We start from the raw sequence: 13,922 nt of genomic DNA, 5'->3' as shown, positions 1-13,922 counted from the left end.
CGCCGGCGCCAGCCGTCGCTAGAAAAGGCTGAGCTGCTGTTGCTCTACTGGCGCGGCGAAACGAACACCCACACCAATCAAGCGAACCGGGGAATGCAATCGCGCCCAGGCCTGTATCATCAGCAGTGGCAGGCAGGCGGGGTCTAGCTTGCCTTCCTGGCGCAATTCGATGGTAGTTACCTTAAATTCCCTGCTCTTCAACTTAACAAAAGCGCCCGCGATAGCCTGTTCAGCATGTGGCCGCAAACGCCGCTGTAGTTCGTCAATGAGTTGAGCAAGCGCTGCATCTGCGGCCTCCCCTGGCGACAGGTCCTCGGCAAACGTGCGCTCAACACTTAACGATTTGCGCTGCCTTTCGGCCTTTACCGGCCGCGAATCCACGCCGCGCGCATAACCATATAACTGCCGCCCAAAGCGACCAAAACGCTCCACTAAGGCCAGCTCACTCCACCCTTGCAGCTGCTCGCAGTTTTCGATGCCCAATGCCGTCAACTTCGTCGCCATCACTTTGCCGACGCCGTGAATCTTGGTTACCGGAAGCGCACGAACGAAGTCATCGACCTGATCGGGCCGTATCACCGTAAGCCCGTCAGGTTTTTGCCAGTCGCTGGCAATCTTCGCCAAAAATTTATTCGGTGCAACGCCCGCGGAAATAGTGATTCCCACTTCGCGGGCTACCGCTTGCCGGATCGCTTCGGCAATACGGCTGGCGCTGCCCTGAAAATGCCGCGACTCGCTGACATCCAGATAGGCCTCATCTAGGGACAGCGGCTCGATCAGCTCGCTGTAGCGACTAAATATTTCACGAATTTGCGCAGCAACATGGCGGTACTTATCCATATTCGGTGGGACCAAAATCAGCTGCGGGCAGCGCTGCAATGCGGTTGCGGTCGGCATTGCCGAGTGCACACCATAGGCGCGCGCCTCATAGTTGCAGGTAGCAATCACGCCGCGCCGACTGGCCTTGCCACCAATGGCAATCGGTCTACCGCGCAAACGCGGGTCATCACGCATCTCCACCGAAGCGTAAAAACAATCGCAGTCGCAATGAATGATCTTTCTCGTGTTGAGCACCGACACCATGGCGCAGAAAACCCGCTTAAGCAAAATACTGTACAAACATACAGACTTTACGTGAGCAGCTAGCGCTTGTCACTCATGGTAGTGAGGTATACTGTGCGCCACACCACCCACGTTGAATCAAAAAGGAATGCCGTAGCAATGAGTATTGGCAGTTGGACCCCGGACTCTGAAAAAGCCGCTATCACCATTGATCGAGACTTTCTCGAGCGCTGCATAGCACTGAGCGACGACCAGTCCCTGGCAAAACTACCCGCGCCGTTCAGTGAGGAGGAGCAGCAGCGCTATAGCGCCGTCATGCGACTCCCTAATGAGCCCTGGCAACTCGCTGTAGCAGATTTCGACAACGCCGAACTACTGGCACTCATTCGCTTCTTCACTGTTGCCGAAGAGCGAATTAGCGGCTGGGAAGCTGGCGCAGAATCCCCTGCCATTTGGATCAACAAAGTATTGCGCAAACGCGGAGAAAAGCTATCTGTTGAGACACTGCGCTGGATTCGCGCAAATAGCCGCAATCGCTTTATCCCCAACGGGGGCCTCTAGGCGCCGTCACTTCTGCTCTTTATTGAACGCTGCCAGCGCCTCGGGGCTGGCTTCCGTTTGGTATTTCGATTTCCATTGCGAATACGGCATGCCATAGATTTTTTCGCGCGCCGCGTCGTAATCCACCTCTATACCCTGCTCCTCGGCTGCGGCCGCATACCACTTCGACAAACAGTTACGGCAAAAACCCGCCAGGTTCATTAAGTCGATATTTTGCACATCTTTTCGGCTGTCTAAATGCTCGAGCAAGCGGCGAAAAACCGCAGCTTCTATCGCATCACTCTGTGACTTGTTCATAATTTGTTCACTCATTCGCTGCATTACCCTGTTCATTATCAGGAAATTTGCTATGTTAAGCCAACGAACAGACTTCCTGCTCGCGACGTACCCCAACACTTTATGACGGAGTCAGAAAGCATGGCTAAACAAAAACTAGACCCTGTAGCGCTGATCAACCGGGAGATTGAATCTCTGGAAGATAAAGTAGAAAAGCTACGCGATCGCTTAATATCCGACGCGGATAAAGCACTGGAGCGCGCTAAGGCGCAAACTGAAAAAGCGCGAGCGAAAATTCGCCAGGAGCAGGAAAAGCTGCGCGAACTGCAAAAGAAAGCCAAGGAAAATATGGATGCTCGCATACAGCGTCAGGTCGAGCGCGCTCACAAGGCCGTGGATTCTGCGCGCGAGCTTGAGGTCGATGCCAAGGCGCTGGTCATTATGGCCCGCGAACAAATGCAGGATTTAAAGGCTGACTACCAGCGTGCTAAGGCGCTGGCTAAAGCTGCCCGCAATGCTGCGCGCGACTTCGACAAGAAAAACCCACCGAAAAAAGCGGCCGTCAAAAAAGCAGCGGCAAAGAAAGCCCCAGCTAAAAAGGCCGCAGCAAAGAAGGCGCCCGCCAAAAAAGCTGCTGCTAAAAAAGCCCCTGCAAAAAAAGCACCCGCTAAAAAGGCCGCAGCCAAAAAGGCAGCCGCTAAAAAAGCGCCCACCAGCTAGTCGTGACGATCGCTGGCCGGCTCGCCGGCCAGCGTGACGACACTGTTCAAAATCAACTGAATTAACTGTGTTTGCCGCGCGACGCCGGTTTTAGAAAATACCGAGCTCAGGTGCGACTTAGCGGTATTCCGAGAAATATTTAAACTGAGCGATGCCTCATCCAGGCTTTGCCCGTTAACCAGTCGCACCGCTAACTTAGACTCAGCGGGTGTTAGACCGAATAGTTCGATTAACACATCACTGGGTGCCTGACGCGGTGCCATCGGGTCACTAATGAACACCGCAACGGCCGGACGCCGCTCACCACCGTGGTCACTGTGCGGCAGTGGTCGTATCAGCAGGCTTAAACCACTCAACGAACTGGCATCTGCGAGACGAAAGGCGCGAACACAGCCCGCCTCTCGCTGATGATGCGCCTGTATTACCTCGCCAAGCAGCATTTTGAAGTCTTGCTGCTCACGCCGATTTTCAAAACTCAGGCGCCCTCCTTGCAATGCGACACCCCGACCTTGTGCTAACAGCCGCTCGGCGACCGGGTTGCTATTTAAGCTATCGCCGTTGGCATCCAGGGTAATCACGCCCACCGACAAGCTGTCGATGGTATTGGCATAAAGCACCCGCTCGCGCTCACTTTCACGTAACCGGGAGTGGATTTGCACCGCTTGTTTAATATGCGGCAGCAGTTGCTTGCACAGGGCCTTCTCCCGCGCGCCAAAATCTTCGCGGCTCTCCGGCCGCGTAACGCGCAGCCGTGCCAACAGCTCCTCGCCGTGCCATAAATCGGCACCCAGGATATGCCGCACATTGGCTGGCTCTATATAATTTTGATAGTACTCAGACGCCTCGAACTCCTCTGCCGACATGTACTCAGCAACGGTAACAACATCGCCATCGGGGAGGTTTACAAAGGGGTCTAAGGCAAAATAAGTTTCGTTGTAGGCACGATAGATTTCCGGCGAGACCACCAGCGCATTGAGTATCACGCCGGGGTCGTGCTCATTCGGCGGTCGCAGTAGCAAGGTCGCATAGTTACCGCCCAAGGCGTCCCTGAGCTGATCCAGAAAGGCCTGCCAGGGGGGCGTTTCCAAAGTGCCACCGTAGAGCGCGCGCAGCAGAGCGTCCATACGCGGCGAGATAGAAATCTCAGACATAGAAGATCGAGGCCATTGTGATGTAATAGCCTCGATTCTAAGCGCTGACCGCGGGGAATTCATCTATCGCGCACTAAATCCTCGCAGCGGTTTAATGTGGCAAGAAATCGCCACCATTTACATCGAGCGCGGCACCGGTCAGCGCGCGGGAATACTCCGACCCCAAAAATACAGCGGCTTTGGCGCAATCGCCGTCATCGGGGATACGGCGCAGCGGGATATTGGCGGCTACAGCAGCTTTTTGCTCTTCTACACTGGGGCCGCCAGCCTCTGCATTCATTTGGAAATAGCCCTCGACCGACGGCCCCCACATCCAGCCCATATAGGCCGAATTCACACGAATATTGTCAGGCCCCAGTTCTAGCGCCAGGTGAGCGGTTGCACTGGCAAGCGCCGCCTTGGAGGCGCCGTAGCCGCCCTGAGTCGGCATGGGTTTGCGGGTTACCATGGTGTTGATCATCACGATCGCGCCGCCGCCCTGCTTCTTCATTTGCGGCACGACTTCAAGCGTCAGCCCCATGGTGCCGAAGAAGTTCACATCCATGGCGTCTCGCCAGCTGTCCAAATCTGCCTCAGCGATAGGCCCAAAGTTTCCGGGGTTGTAGGCACTGTTAAACAACACGTCGATACGGCCAAATTCGGCAATTGTCTTGGCAACCAGCTCTTTACATTGTTTGCGGTCACTAATATCGGTAGCCACCTTCAATACCGCATTGTCCAGGCCCTCACTGCGAATCAAAGCTTCAGCATCATCGAGCTTACTTGCGGTGCGGGCACACATCGCCACTTTTGCTCCCTGGCGCGCGGCTTCAAGGGCCAGCTCCTGTCCCAAGCCCGGGCCGATACCCGACACAATGACGACTTTGTCTCTAAGCAACATTTTGACTATCCTGTTTAATTATTCGAATTACTTGTCCCTGAAGCCTACCTAGGCTCGACCCGAGCAGCACCACCCGAATGGGTGGAAGCGCCAAGTCAAAATATACAGTGAGGAAACATGCACCTACGTCGATATACCACCTCAGCACTACTCTGCCTGGCGGTGAGCACGCCTGCGCTCGCCGACACATCGCTGCGCCTACAAGCTTCAACGATTGGCGGTGGCGCGGAGCTTGGGTACAGTTTTTCGCCGCAACTCGCCATTCGCGGCGGCGCCTTGTACGGCAGTTTTAAACTGGACTTCGAAGGGGATGACAACAACGGTATTGAGGGCGATGAGCTCAGCTACAAAAGCGATGTCGATCTGCGCAATGCCTATCTGCTGACGGACTGGCACCCCAGCGGCAAGTGGTTTCGGGTAAGTGCAGGCATATTGATTAACAACAGCTCCGCGAGGATCATTACTCGCTGCGAAGAAAACTCCCCCATACCCGGCACAACCAGCTGCGAATTCGGTAACAGCCGCTTTTCGCCTGCGATACTCGGCGATGTTATTACCAATATCGACTTTGAACCCGTGAGTCCCTACCTGGGTATCGGTTGGTCCAGGGCTACCGGGCAAGGCTTTCACTTCAGCGCCGACCTGGGTGTAGCCTATCTCGGGGACGCCAACGTTGAGATCCGCTCGACGGGAAGCTGCAACAGCAACCAACAATGTCGGGAGGAAGTGGCCGCCGAACAGCGTGAAGTTGAAAATGAGCTGAATGACTTGAACCTGTTGCCTATCGCGATGCTCGCGCTGAGTTATCGGTTCTAAGGCCAAGTTAGATATTTAAAGACCCGACGGGAAGCGAATACGCACTTCAGTTCCTTCCCCTACGGCAGACAAAACCTCAACCTGCCCTTTCAGCTGTTGGCTGACAAGATTAAAGACAATATGCATACCCAGACCACTCCCGCCTGCGCCGCGCTTGGTGGTGAAAAACGGTTCAAAAATCTTTTCTCGCGCCTCTTCATCCATACCGCAGCCATCATCGCTATAGCAGATTTCAATATCGCCGTCGCATTCGGTTACCACCACGCGTATGCGGCCGGCTTCACCGCCTGGAAAGGCATGCATAAGGGAATTCATCAGCAAGTTGGTAAATATCTGCGAGATCGCACCCGGCACGGAGTTGGCTTCCAGTGACGCCTCACAGTCTATTTCTACAGCGATCTGCGTATTCTTCAAGTTTGGTCGCAGACTTAGCAGAGTTTCATCAAAATAGCTTTTAAGATTAAATTTCCTGCGTTCAAAGCTGGTTTGATCCACCGCTACCTGTTTAAAGCTGTGCACTAAGTCTGCCGCTCTGCGTAGATTATTGAGAATAATCTCGGTGGATTGCATGCAGTGTTCGAAGTAATGCTTCAGACCACTGCCGGTCAATTTCCCTTCGTTGTAGGCCTGCTCCGCTTCTATACTCTCGGCGCGCAGCGTCGACGCGGCCGTGACACTCACGCCAACAGGGGTATTCACCTCATGCGCCACACCGGCCACCAGGCCACCCAGTGAGGCCATTTTTTCAGTGGCGACCAACTGTTTCTGCGTTCGGTTCAAGTCCTCTACGGCCTTGCGAAGTTCAGTATTCGCCGCATCGGCCTGATGTATACGGAGCGTCAGCTCTTCCTTCGCTCTCGCCAAGTCGGTATCACGGGTGGCAATGTGGGAGAGCATGACATTAAAGCCATCGATTAATTCTCCGACTTCGTCGTCGCCATGCTTGTCGGCGCGCAAACTATAGTCACCCGACAGCGACACTTTTCGCGTGGTATCGAGCAACGCAAGAATCGGCCCAGCAATTAGCTTCTGCAAGGCATTGGATATAACAAAAGCAATACCCACACTGAGCAGCAGCATAAGCAGCAGCAACATAATATCGAGGCGGGTGCTTGCCCACAGGTCGGATAGCTGACGTTCAATCACCAGGCGCCCCAGGCGCTCGCTGCCGAGCCAGACATCGCGATTCACTGTAAGCACCTGCAGCTTGGAGGCCTTCACGTCTAACAGGCTTAGCGGGCAGTCCTTGGCATCACTGCCGCGCACATAACTGGCAAATAGCTGCGCTTGTTTGGTTTCCCCTTGATACAAACACGCGCGATGGATTTCCGGCATGCCACGCAGCGATGACAATATTTCCTCAGCGGCCTGGGAGTCTGAAAAACTCATTGCCGCCGTTGTATTGAGCGAAAAAACCTCTGCAACGGCCAGTAAATTCTTCTGGACGGTTTCCCGCACGCTAATCCAGTTATACAGCACGAAAACCGTTTCGATCATCACCAACACGACCGTGACCGTGCCGACAATCGACACCAGTATTTTTCGCTGTATCGGCAAATCCCTTAGCATCAGGAACTACCCTTCGCAGCAGAGCGGCGCACCGTTCTCGCCAAGCTCAAAAGCCGCGAACTCACCGACATACCGGAGCGGTGGATATTGGCCTGATTGATATCAAAGCGCAGCTTACCCGACACAATAACAAAACTGATCATGCCACCCGCGTCGATAAAGTCGCCGTTATCGGCGATGGTTAAGATGTGGTCCTGTGGTAATTTTTGCAGCCAGTAGCGCTGTAGCTCTCCGCTATTATCAGCAAGGTATAGCACCTCGCACCCCTCACTCTCTTCGGGGAGGAGTATCAATCGGCTGCGTATGCCGAGGTCATTGCTCGATTTCGACTTGATTAATGCGGAAAGCGCAATGGCAATGTCGCGGTCACCGACCACGCATATATCAATTGCCTCCTCGCCACCCCGTATCGCCGCTGGGGGCCAACTGATAAAGCGCGTGAAGTTAACCAGATACGCCGCCTTAACGCGCTGCTCCAGGCCTTGCCCAAACGTATTGCCGGCCAGGCCCAACACCAAGGCTATTGCACAGAACCGCCTGCCCCAAATCATTAGAACATCCAGCTCAATTGCGCTTGCACACTGCGCCGTATCTCTACGCCGCCACCAAACTCCGCATGGGCATCGTCATTGAGGTTACTCACACGCACAGACGCTTCGAGCTGGTCGTTGATACGCCACATCACATTCATATCAATTGCCGCGTAGGCATCAACATTTTGATCGTCCAGAGGGCCAATCCACCGTGCCGCAAGGAACAGCGACCAGCGGTCATTGATATCCCAATCCAGGCGCGTTTTCAGCTGATGACTGGGATCATTGGCATCGGCATCGGCAATAGACTGATCCAAACTGCCCGGCGGAGTGGAGGCATCCAGGTCGAAATAGCGATAGCTGGTCAGTAACTCGATGTTTGCTCTTGCTCGCCATCGCGCGGTCAGCTCAACACCATGGCTGCGCGCGCTGCCGACGTTATCGATTAATATCGGTGGCGGCATCTGAGGGTTAGTCAGGTCATCAGTGAGTCCACGCAGCTCCTCGTACTCGTTATAAAAGCCGGCGATGTCTATGGACAAACTGCCGCTCAACTGCTGACGATACCCCGCCTCCAGCGCGGTCAATTCCTCGGAGTGGAAACTGCGATCACCGCCAAAAAAGCCACCCGAAAACGAGACATCTTGATCCAGACGGTTGGGAATACGAACCGCCTGAGACCAGGCTGCCCATACGGTGCTATCGGGATTAATTTTATAGCGAGCCCGAATACTTGGTTGAAACTCATCGCCACTGTAATCGTTGTGCTCGAGTTTAGCGCCCAGAGTGAGGCGCAGGCGCTTGTTTAAAAAATTGATTTGATCCTGGATAAACAAATCATAGGTTTCGTCCTCGCGCTTGCGAGGGCTAAAGTCGGTGAGGAAGGGGTTAACATCGCCGATGTGATCGCGACTAAACCTAAAGCCACCGCCGATCACCAGCTCCTGCCGCTGCCCGATCTGGCGATTATGCTTCACTTCAAAATCCAGCAGGCGTCGCTGCTCAGAGAAATTCAGTCGATTGTTAAAAGCGCTGCGATCATAGACGAGTTGGTATTCTGAATTCGCCGTACCGGCATGTTGCTGACTTAGACGCATGATCAGATTTTCGCCGCGGTGGTATTCTTGCTTGCCCCCTGTCGGCACAGCCACGTGGCCGCGGTAGGCATCACCCTGAACGGTTAAGCGCAGCGCATCCGATAATTTATTATCAGTGCGAAATCCCGCTTGGCGGTGTACCCACTCATCACCGCTATCCCCGCCACTGGCAGCCTGCTGTTCGCTGTGCCACTGACTTTTGGCATAGACACGATAGAAACCGTCGCCAGCAAACTCATCGCCGTACCTCGCCTCGGTATAGCCTCGATAGTTTCCACCGCCGCCCGCGGCAACCCACCCTCCGAGCGTATCCTTGGCTGAGCGCGTAACGATATTCACCACGCCATTGACAGCATTCGCCCCCCATAGCGCAGCGCCGGGGCCACGTATAACCTCAATGCGCTCGATGTCGCGCATCACTGTGTCTTGGGTATACCAAAATACGCCCGAAAATAACGGCGTATATAAGCTGCGACCGTCCATTAATACTTCGAGCTTATCGGCAAGCGTGCTGTTGAAACCGCGAGCGGTTACTGCCCAGCTATGCGAATCAACCCTTGCTACCTGCAGCCCTGGCACCAAGCGCAGGGCCTCGGCAAGTGTGCGCACGCCGCTGCGGCGAATATCCTCCGCGTCCAGTACAAACACTGCCGCGGCAGTATCTTGCAACGGCTCCGCCCGCCGCGAAGCCGAGACCACCTCGATATCCATTAGGTCTTCGAGACTGAGTTCGCCAAGTGTTTCCAACGACGCTAGCTGGATTGTTGACGAGGCGGCGCTCAACGAGAAAGTGACCAGGCCGAGCGCAATACCCGTTTGCAATAAAAGGCGCATAACCATTGTCCGCGTCATTGTTGTTATTTGCTTAGTGGATGACTATTGCATCCACTTTTCAAACTAGGACAAAAGCGCCTACTGCACCATTGCAGCTTTTACCTACTCAAGCCTCCACTGCTGCGGCTTGACGGTATTTTTCTTGGAGGGGTTTTTTATACATTTTCCCGTTGTCCTTCCTCGGTAACTGCGCCTCAAAGAAAAACGCCTTCGGACACTTCAATGCCGAGACAGAGTCACGACACCAGCCTCGCAACCGGTCAGCCAGCTCTGCATTACCAGTGCACCCCTGCTCTGGCTGAACCACCGCGACCACTCGTTCGCCAAACTCCTCATCTGGAAGCCCAAACACGGCGACATCAGCGACCTCGGGGTGAGCAATCAGGGTATTCTCCACTTCTTGAGGATAGATGTTCACTCCACCTGAAATAATCATAAAGTCGCGGCGATCGGCCAGATAGAGATAACCCTCGTCATCGACATAGCCCATATCACCAACCGTAGCCCAGCCCTCGCGGTGGTGAGCACCAGCGGTCTTCTCCGGCTCATTGTGGTATTCAAAGTCGCCAAAGCCAGAGAAGTAAATCATCCCGGTTTCGCCGCAGGGCAATTCATTGCCATCGTCGTCGACGATGTGTACCTCGCCCATCAAAGACTGGCCCACTGAGCCTGGGTGTGCGAGCCACTGCGCGCTATCAATGGCGGTCATACCTATACCTTCACTGGCGGCGTAATACTCGTTGATAATCGGCCCCCACCATTCGATCATCTTGCGCTTCACATCAGCGGGGCACGGCGCCGCCGCGTGCGTCGCCGCCTTCAATGAGCTGAGATCGTATTTACTGCGCACCGCTTCAGGCAGTTTCAGCAGGCGGATAAACATAATGGGTACCCACTGACTGCAATCCACACGGTATTTTTCGATCGCTTGAAGCGACAGCTCTGGGTCAAAACCGTCCATCATTACCACCGTACCGCCCAGGGCCATTGCCGCCATAACGCTGTGCATGGGGGCCGCGTGGTAAAGCGGCGCCGGCGTCAGATACGTCGACTCACTATTAATCTCCAGGAACGCAGCAATACCCTGCATAACGGCTGGCACCTCGTCAAAGGTTTGCTCGGGTAGGCTGGGTTTAATGCCTTTTGGCTGGCCGGTCGTTCCCGAAGAGTACAGCATCGGAACCCCCGCGCATTGCTGCGCTAGCGGTACCGACGGACACTCGGCCATCGCCGCTTGCAGGGAGTCAAAATTGGGCGCCTCACCAGTGCTGATAAACCAGTGCTGTACGGCCGGCAATGCCGACCTGTCTAGTTGCTGCGCCGTTTCAAGGTAGCGAGGTGAACAGATAAACAGCTTGGCCCCTGAATTTTCCAAGATGTACGCCACTTCGGCAGGCCGCAAATGACTGTGCAGTGGCGTGAACACCAAGCCGCTGCGCTGGGCTGCCCAGGCAATTTGAAGAAAGCAGTGGCTATTTTCCATTTGATAGGCAATGTGGTCCCCGGCACGTAAACCGCGCCTGTAAAACAGTTGGGCGAGCTGGTTGGACCGGGCATCCAACTCGGCATAAGTCATTACCTCACCCGTGTTGGCAAGGATACAAGCGGCTTTTTGCGGTTGTTTCTGGGCGTGAAATTGCGGGTGCTGCACGATAGTCACTCCATAAAAATTATTATTGTTTTCGCTCACTACTTTTCTAAGTAGCTTGCTGACGATAAGCGCGCAGCGCTCTGGGATCAAGCCTTGCTCATACCAAAAACACGAGCCAAGACAAGCGGGAATGCACGGCCGTTGTTGTCAGTGAACACATTACCTATACTGGCAAGCACTATGTATTCAAACACAGGGAATCGGCAAATGAGCGCTTTTGACCAACTCATGGCAGCCGTGCGAGGCAGCGACGGCCTTTACACAGCAAATGTTGACGAAAGCTGGCTGCAGGGCCGCACCGCATTTGGGGGGCTTAGCAGTGCCCTGATCGCCCAAGCCATGCGCAGTGAGATAGAGCCAGCCCGCCGCTTGCGCTCCCTGGCGGTAAGCTTTGTTGGCCCGGCCCCCGCTGGCAATCACCAAGTGGCACTTCGCCACTTACGCGACGGCGGCTCGGTTACCCACATTCAAGGAGAGCTGCGCTGTGAGGGTGAAGTGGCTACCGCGATCAATGCGACGTATGGCAAGGATCGTCAATCTGCGGTCGTTGTCGAGGGACCGGCGATGCCGACCTCGATTCCGGCGCCGCAGGACTGCATGTTACTGCCTTTCATTGACGGCCTGACGCCCGCGTTTACGCAACACTTTGATATGGCGCTCGCCAGCGGTCACCTGCCATTATCGGGGGGAGACAGCGCTGATTTTTCACTGTGGCTGCGTTTTCGCGATACCACTGCGCTTACCGAAAGTGCGCTGATTGCCCTGGCAGATGCACCGCCAATGCCAGGCCTGAATATGATCAAACCGCCTGGGGTTGGCAGTTCGTTGAGCTGGTATTTGGAGTTTCCCAATGCGGTAAGTGCCGGCGATACAGCCGACAACTGGTGGTTTATGGACTACCGCAGCCAAGCCGGGAGTAATGGTTACTTTTGCAACTACGCAACAATTTGGTCACCGAGCGGCGTGCCCATAATGTTTAGCCGCCAAGTCGCTACAGTGTTCGAGAAGTAATGGCGTAGGCCAGTAGAGTCGTAACCAGAAGAAAAAGAGCGAGCCTGTCACACATGGCAGACTCGCATTGAGTCGTTATTTACGGCTGAGTGTTCTGAATGCTCTGTGCCGAATGGTCTTTAAAGTAAAGACGAAATGGCACGTTGCGCTGCTTGCCCAGATAGATGTAAAAACCGTAGCGGTCGTTGGCATAGTCCTGAACGAACTCATAGCGAGGGCTGATCGCTGGTGCCTCCGGGTCAACCCGAGGGGCAGTAACCAGCACTTCCTCTATCTCGGTTGGCGGTTGATCGCCCGATGCCGGTAGCGACACCAGTACACGATATTCTGTCTTGCCGGGGACATTCTCCACCGCCTCAACGCGCGCACCCGAGACCGTATCAATAAATCCTACTTGGCTTTCAATAATACCGCTTTGTCGTGAAACCGTTTGTGCCGACGGCTGCGGCTGAGCGCAGGCGGTAACTGCCACCCCCAGCAACAATAAACCGGCGCAAGACAAGCTATGACGCATAGACATGGGCGCATTCCTTTTTATACCGATAATGCGGGAATGCTAACACCTGGCCAAAGGAATAACAGCCAGCTATTTGCGTTCCCGCGCTATCGCTAGGCGCAAAAAGCCTCGCCCACGGCTATTTTGCTGCCCAGCGCGGCAAGGCTGCGTGCGGAGCTACCCAGCATCATTTCGTTGTGACGCAACCACGTACAGTAGCGCCACAGCGGGTAGTCGCGGTCAATGCCCGTGCCACCGTGCAAGTGCTGGGCGGCGTAGCTAACTCGATGACCAACATCCCCTGCCCACACTTTCGCAATCGCCACTTCGACACTCGCGTCGACGCCATCGTCGAGACGACTGATCGCCTGATAGCAATTCAAACGCAGGCATTCCACGTCGATAAAACAATTAGCCGCGCGGTGGCCCACTGCCTGAAATGTCGCAATCGGCACGCCAAACTGCTGGCGCTCGGCCGTGTAAGACGCGGTCATCCGCATCGCTTTATCACTGGCACCGAGTTGATGCGCGCACAATGCTGCCGTCGTATGTTCGGCGACCGAAGCGAGCAACTGCTGCGCCTGCTCCCCGCGGGCCAGAATATTCTCTGCGCCCACACGCACATTACTGAGCGTCAGCCGGTATTGTGGCTCGTAAGTCGTCACTTCCATCGCTTCAAGCGCAACACCCTCTGCCTGACGAGGCAGCATTACAACAACGGCCCCGTCACCGTCGGTCGCGGCCAGCAGTACATAGTCAGCTTGCGCCGCAAAGGGAACGCAGAGCTTCTCACCGCTGATCAGCACCGCCTCGCCGTCAGCCCGCGTACTGCATACACGCGGCTGAGTGGGGTCCTCATTGTTCGCTTCCATCAACGCGGCTGTGAGCAACTGTTCACCGCTCACCACTCCGGGCAGTAAGCGCTGCTTTTGCTCGGCACTGCCGAATTGCTGCACCGGCATCGCCGCCGAAATACAGTGAGAAATAAATGGCAGCGGAGCAATATTTCGCCCGACTTCTTCTGCAATCAGGGCCGCTTCAAAAAAACCGAAACCCATTCCGCCATATTGCTCTTCAATGGCAACACCCAGCAGCCCCGCCTGAGCAACCTGCTGCCATAGTTCGCGGTCAAAACGCTCTGCCGCGTAGCTGTCGTACTTGGCGAGCTTTTCCGCTGTTACCTGTTCACCGAGAATTTCGCGCGCAAGGTTTTGCACATCGCGCTGCTGTTCTGAAAGTCCGAAATCCATAACTGTTTTCTCTCT

Annotated in this window: 14 protein-coding genes; 4 read left to right on the top strand and 10 right to left on the bottom strand. The window is 55.0% G+C overall.

What is annotated here, in order from left to right; translation table 11 throughout:
* Positions 1–18: 18 nt before the first annotated feature.
* Positions 19–1,119 (bottom strand): DNA polymerase IV, encoded by a 1,101-nt coding sequence (dinB, locus tag HNR64_RS13415; RefSeq protein ID WP_239547852.1) that lies wholly within the window; start codon positions 1,117–1,119, stop codon positions 19–21.
* A gap of 102 nt (positions 1,120–1,221) precedes the next feature.
* Here dinB and HNR64_RS13410 point away from each other — a divergent pair, with 102 nt between their 5' ends.
* Entirely contained in the window at positions 1,222–1,623 is a 402-nt protein-coding gene (locus tag HNR64_RS13410) for a hypothetical protein (protein WP_204996951.1), read from the top strand.
* A gap of 6 nt (positions 1,624–1,629) precedes the next feature.
* On the opposite strand, the gene HNR64_RS13405 is transcribed toward HNR64_RS13410, so the two are convergent.
* Positions 1,630–1,935: a DUF1244 domain-containing protein gene (locus tag HNR64_RS13405; protein ID WP_420853751.1), complete on the bottom strand. Its 306-nt coding sequence runs from the start codon at positions 1,933–1,935 to the stop codon at positions 1,630–1,632.
* Between the two features lie 105 nt (positions 1,936–2,040).
* On the opposite strand from HNR64_RS13405, the gene HNR64_RS13400 reads away from it, so the two are divergent.
* Positions 2,041–2,619: a hypothetical protein gene (locus HNR64_RS13400; protein ID WP_204996950.1), complete on the top strand. Its 579-nt coding sequence runs from the start codon at positions 2,041–2,043 to the stop codon at positions 2,617–2,619.
* Here HNR64_RS13400 and HNR64_RS13395 read toward each other — a convergent pair.
* Positions 2,616–3,770 carry a helix-turn-helix transcriptional regulator gene (locus tag HNR64_RS13395; protein ID WP_204996949.1) on the bottom strand — a complete coding sequence of 385 codons (1,155 nt, stop codon included), beginning with the start codon at positions 3,768–3,770 and terminating at the stop codon, positions 2,616–2,618. The two genes, HNR64_RS13400 and HNR64_RS13395, sit on opposite strands and share 4 nt — an antisense overlap.
* 91 nt (positions 3,771–3,861) lie before the next feature.
* Entirely contained in the window at positions 3,862–4,650 is a 789-nt protein-coding gene (locus HNR64_RS13390) for an SDR family oxidoreductase (RefSeq protein WP_204996948.1), read from the bottom strand.
* Positions 4,651–4,767: 117 nt separating this feature from the next.
* On the opposite strand from HNR64_RS13390, the gene HNR64_RS13385 reads away from it, so the two are divergent.
* Entirely contained in the window at positions 4,768–5,466 is a 699-nt protein-coding gene (locus HNR64_RS13385) for a hypothetical protein (RefSeq protein WP_204996947.1), read from the top strand.
* Positions 5,467–5,481: 15 nt separating this feature from the next.
* Here the strand turns inward: HNR64_RS13385 and HNR64_RS13380 are convergent, their stop codons facing one another.
* The 4 genes from HNR64_RS13380 to HNR64_RS13365 form a co-directional block, all read right to left on the bottom strand.
* Positions 5,482–7,035, bottom strand: a complete 1,554-nt coding sequence (locus tag HNR64_RS13380) for an ATP-binding protein (protein ID WP_204996946.1) — start codon at positions 7,033–7,035, stop codon at positions 5,482–5,484.
* Positions 7,035–7,586, bottom strand: coding sequence for a YfiR family protein (locus HNR64_RS13375; RefSeq protein ID WP_204996945.1), 552 nt, complete (start codon positions 7,584–7,586; stop codon positions 7,035–7,037). The genes HNR64_RS13380 and HNR64_RS13375 overlap by 1 nt, the downstream gene beginning before the upstream one ends.
* Positions 7,586–9,499: a TonB-dependent receptor plug domain-containing protein gene (locus tag HNR64_RS13370; RefSeq protein WP_204996944.1), complete on the bottom strand. Its 1,914-nt coding sequence runs from the start codon at positions 9,497–9,499 to the stop codon at positions 7,586–7,588. Before HNR64_RS13370 ends, HNR64_RS13375 begins: the two co-directional genes overlap by 1 nt.
* 106 nt (positions 9,500–9,605) lie before the next feature.
* On the bottom strand, positions 9,606–11,150 hold the full coding sequence (locus HNR64_RS13365; protein ID WP_338061858.1) for an acyl-CoA synthetase: 1,545 nt from the start codon (positions 11,148–11,150) through the stop codon (positions 9,606–9,608).
* A gap of 207 nt (positions 11,151–11,357) precedes the next feature.
* Here HNR64_RS13365 and HNR64_RS13360 point away from each other — a divergent pair, with 207 nt between their 5' ends.
* Positions 11,358–12,161: an acyl-CoA thioesterase gene (locus tag HNR64_RS13360; RefSeq protein ID WP_204996943.1), complete on the top strand. Its 804-nt coding sequence runs from the start codon at positions 11,358–11,360 to the stop codon at positions 12,159–12,161.
* Between the two features lie 79 nt (positions 12,162–12,240).
* On the opposite strand, the gene HNR64_RS13355 is transcribed toward HNR64_RS13360, so the two are convergent.
* Positions 12,241–12,681, bottom strand: a complete 441-nt coding sequence (locus HNR64_RS13355; protein WP_204996942.1) for a hypothetical protein — start codon at positions 12,679–12,681, stop codon at positions 12,241–12,243.
* Positions 12,682–12,770: 89 nt separating this feature from the next.
* A complete protein-coding gene (locus HNR64_RS13350; RefSeq protein WP_204996941.1) occupies positions 12,771–13,907 on the bottom strand; it encodes an acyl-CoA dehydrogenase family protein in 1,137 nt (378 codons plus the stop codon).
* Positions 13,908–13,922 lie beyond the last annotated feature (15 nt).

Source organism: Spongiibacter marinus (genome assembly GCF_016906995.1).
Classification (GTDB): Bacteria; Pseudomonadota; Gammaproteobacteria; order Pseudomonadales; family Spongiibacteraceae; genus Spongiibacter; species Spongiibacter marinus.
The sequence above is the reverse complement of the archived record's forward strand: the minus strand, read 5'-3'. Positions and strand labels throughout refer to the sequence as shown.

What these genes read in the sequence shown, in the direction of transcription:
- HNR64_RS13410 (WP_204996951.1), top strand. Translation starts at nt 1,222, where the DNA reads ATGAGTATTGGCAGTTGGACCCCGGACTCTGAAAAAGCCGCTATCACC.
- HNR64_RS13405 (WP_420853751.1), bottom strand. Translation starts at nt 1,935, where the DNA reads ATGAGTGAACAAATTATGAACAAGTCACAGAGTGATGCGATAGAAGCT.
- HNR64_RS13400 (WP_204996950.1), top strand. Translation starts at nt 2,041, where the DNA reads ATGGCTAAACAAAAACTAGACCCTGTAGCGCTGATCAACCGGGAGATT.
- HNR64_RS13395 (WP_204996949.1), bottom strand. Translation starts at nt 3,770, where the DNA reads ATGTCTGAGATTTCTATCTCGCCGCGTATGGACGCTCTGCTGCGCGCG.
- HNR64_RS13390 (WP_204996948.1), bottom strand. Translation starts at nt 4,650, where the DNA reads ATGTTGCTTAGAGACAAAGTCGTCATTGTGTCGGGTATCGGCCCGGGC.
- HNR64_RS13385 (WP_204996947.1), top strand. Translation starts at nt 4,768, where the DNA reads ATGCACCTACGTCGATATACCACCTCAGCACTACTCTGCCTGGCGGTG.
- HNR64_RS13380 (WP_204996946.1), bottom strand. Translation starts at nt 7,035, where the DNA reads ATGCTAAGGGATTTGCCGATACAGCGAAAAATACTGGTGTCGATTGTC.
- HNR64_RS13375 (WP_204996945.1), bottom strand. Translation starts at nt 7,586, where the DNA reads ATGATTTGGGGCAGGCGGTTCTGTGCAATAGCCTTGGTGTTGGGCCTG.
- HNR64_RS13370 (WP_204996944.1), bottom strand. Translation starts at nt 9,499, where the DNA reads ATGCGCCTTTTATTGCAAACGGGTATTGCGCTCGGCCTGGTCACTTTC.
- HNR64_RS13360 (WP_204996943.1), top strand. Translation starts at nt 11,358, where the DNA reads ATGAGCGCTTTTGACCAACTCATGGCAGCCGTGCGAGGCAGCGACGGC.
- HNR64_RS13355 (WP_204996942.1), bottom strand. Translation starts at nt 12,681, where the DNA reads ATGTCTATGCGTCATAGCTTGTCTTGCGCCGGTTTATTGTTGCTGGGG.
- HNR64_RS13350 (WP_204996941.1), bottom strand. Translation starts at nt 13,907, where the DNA reads ATGGATTTCGGACTTTCAGAACAGCAGCGCGATGTGCAAAACCTTGCG.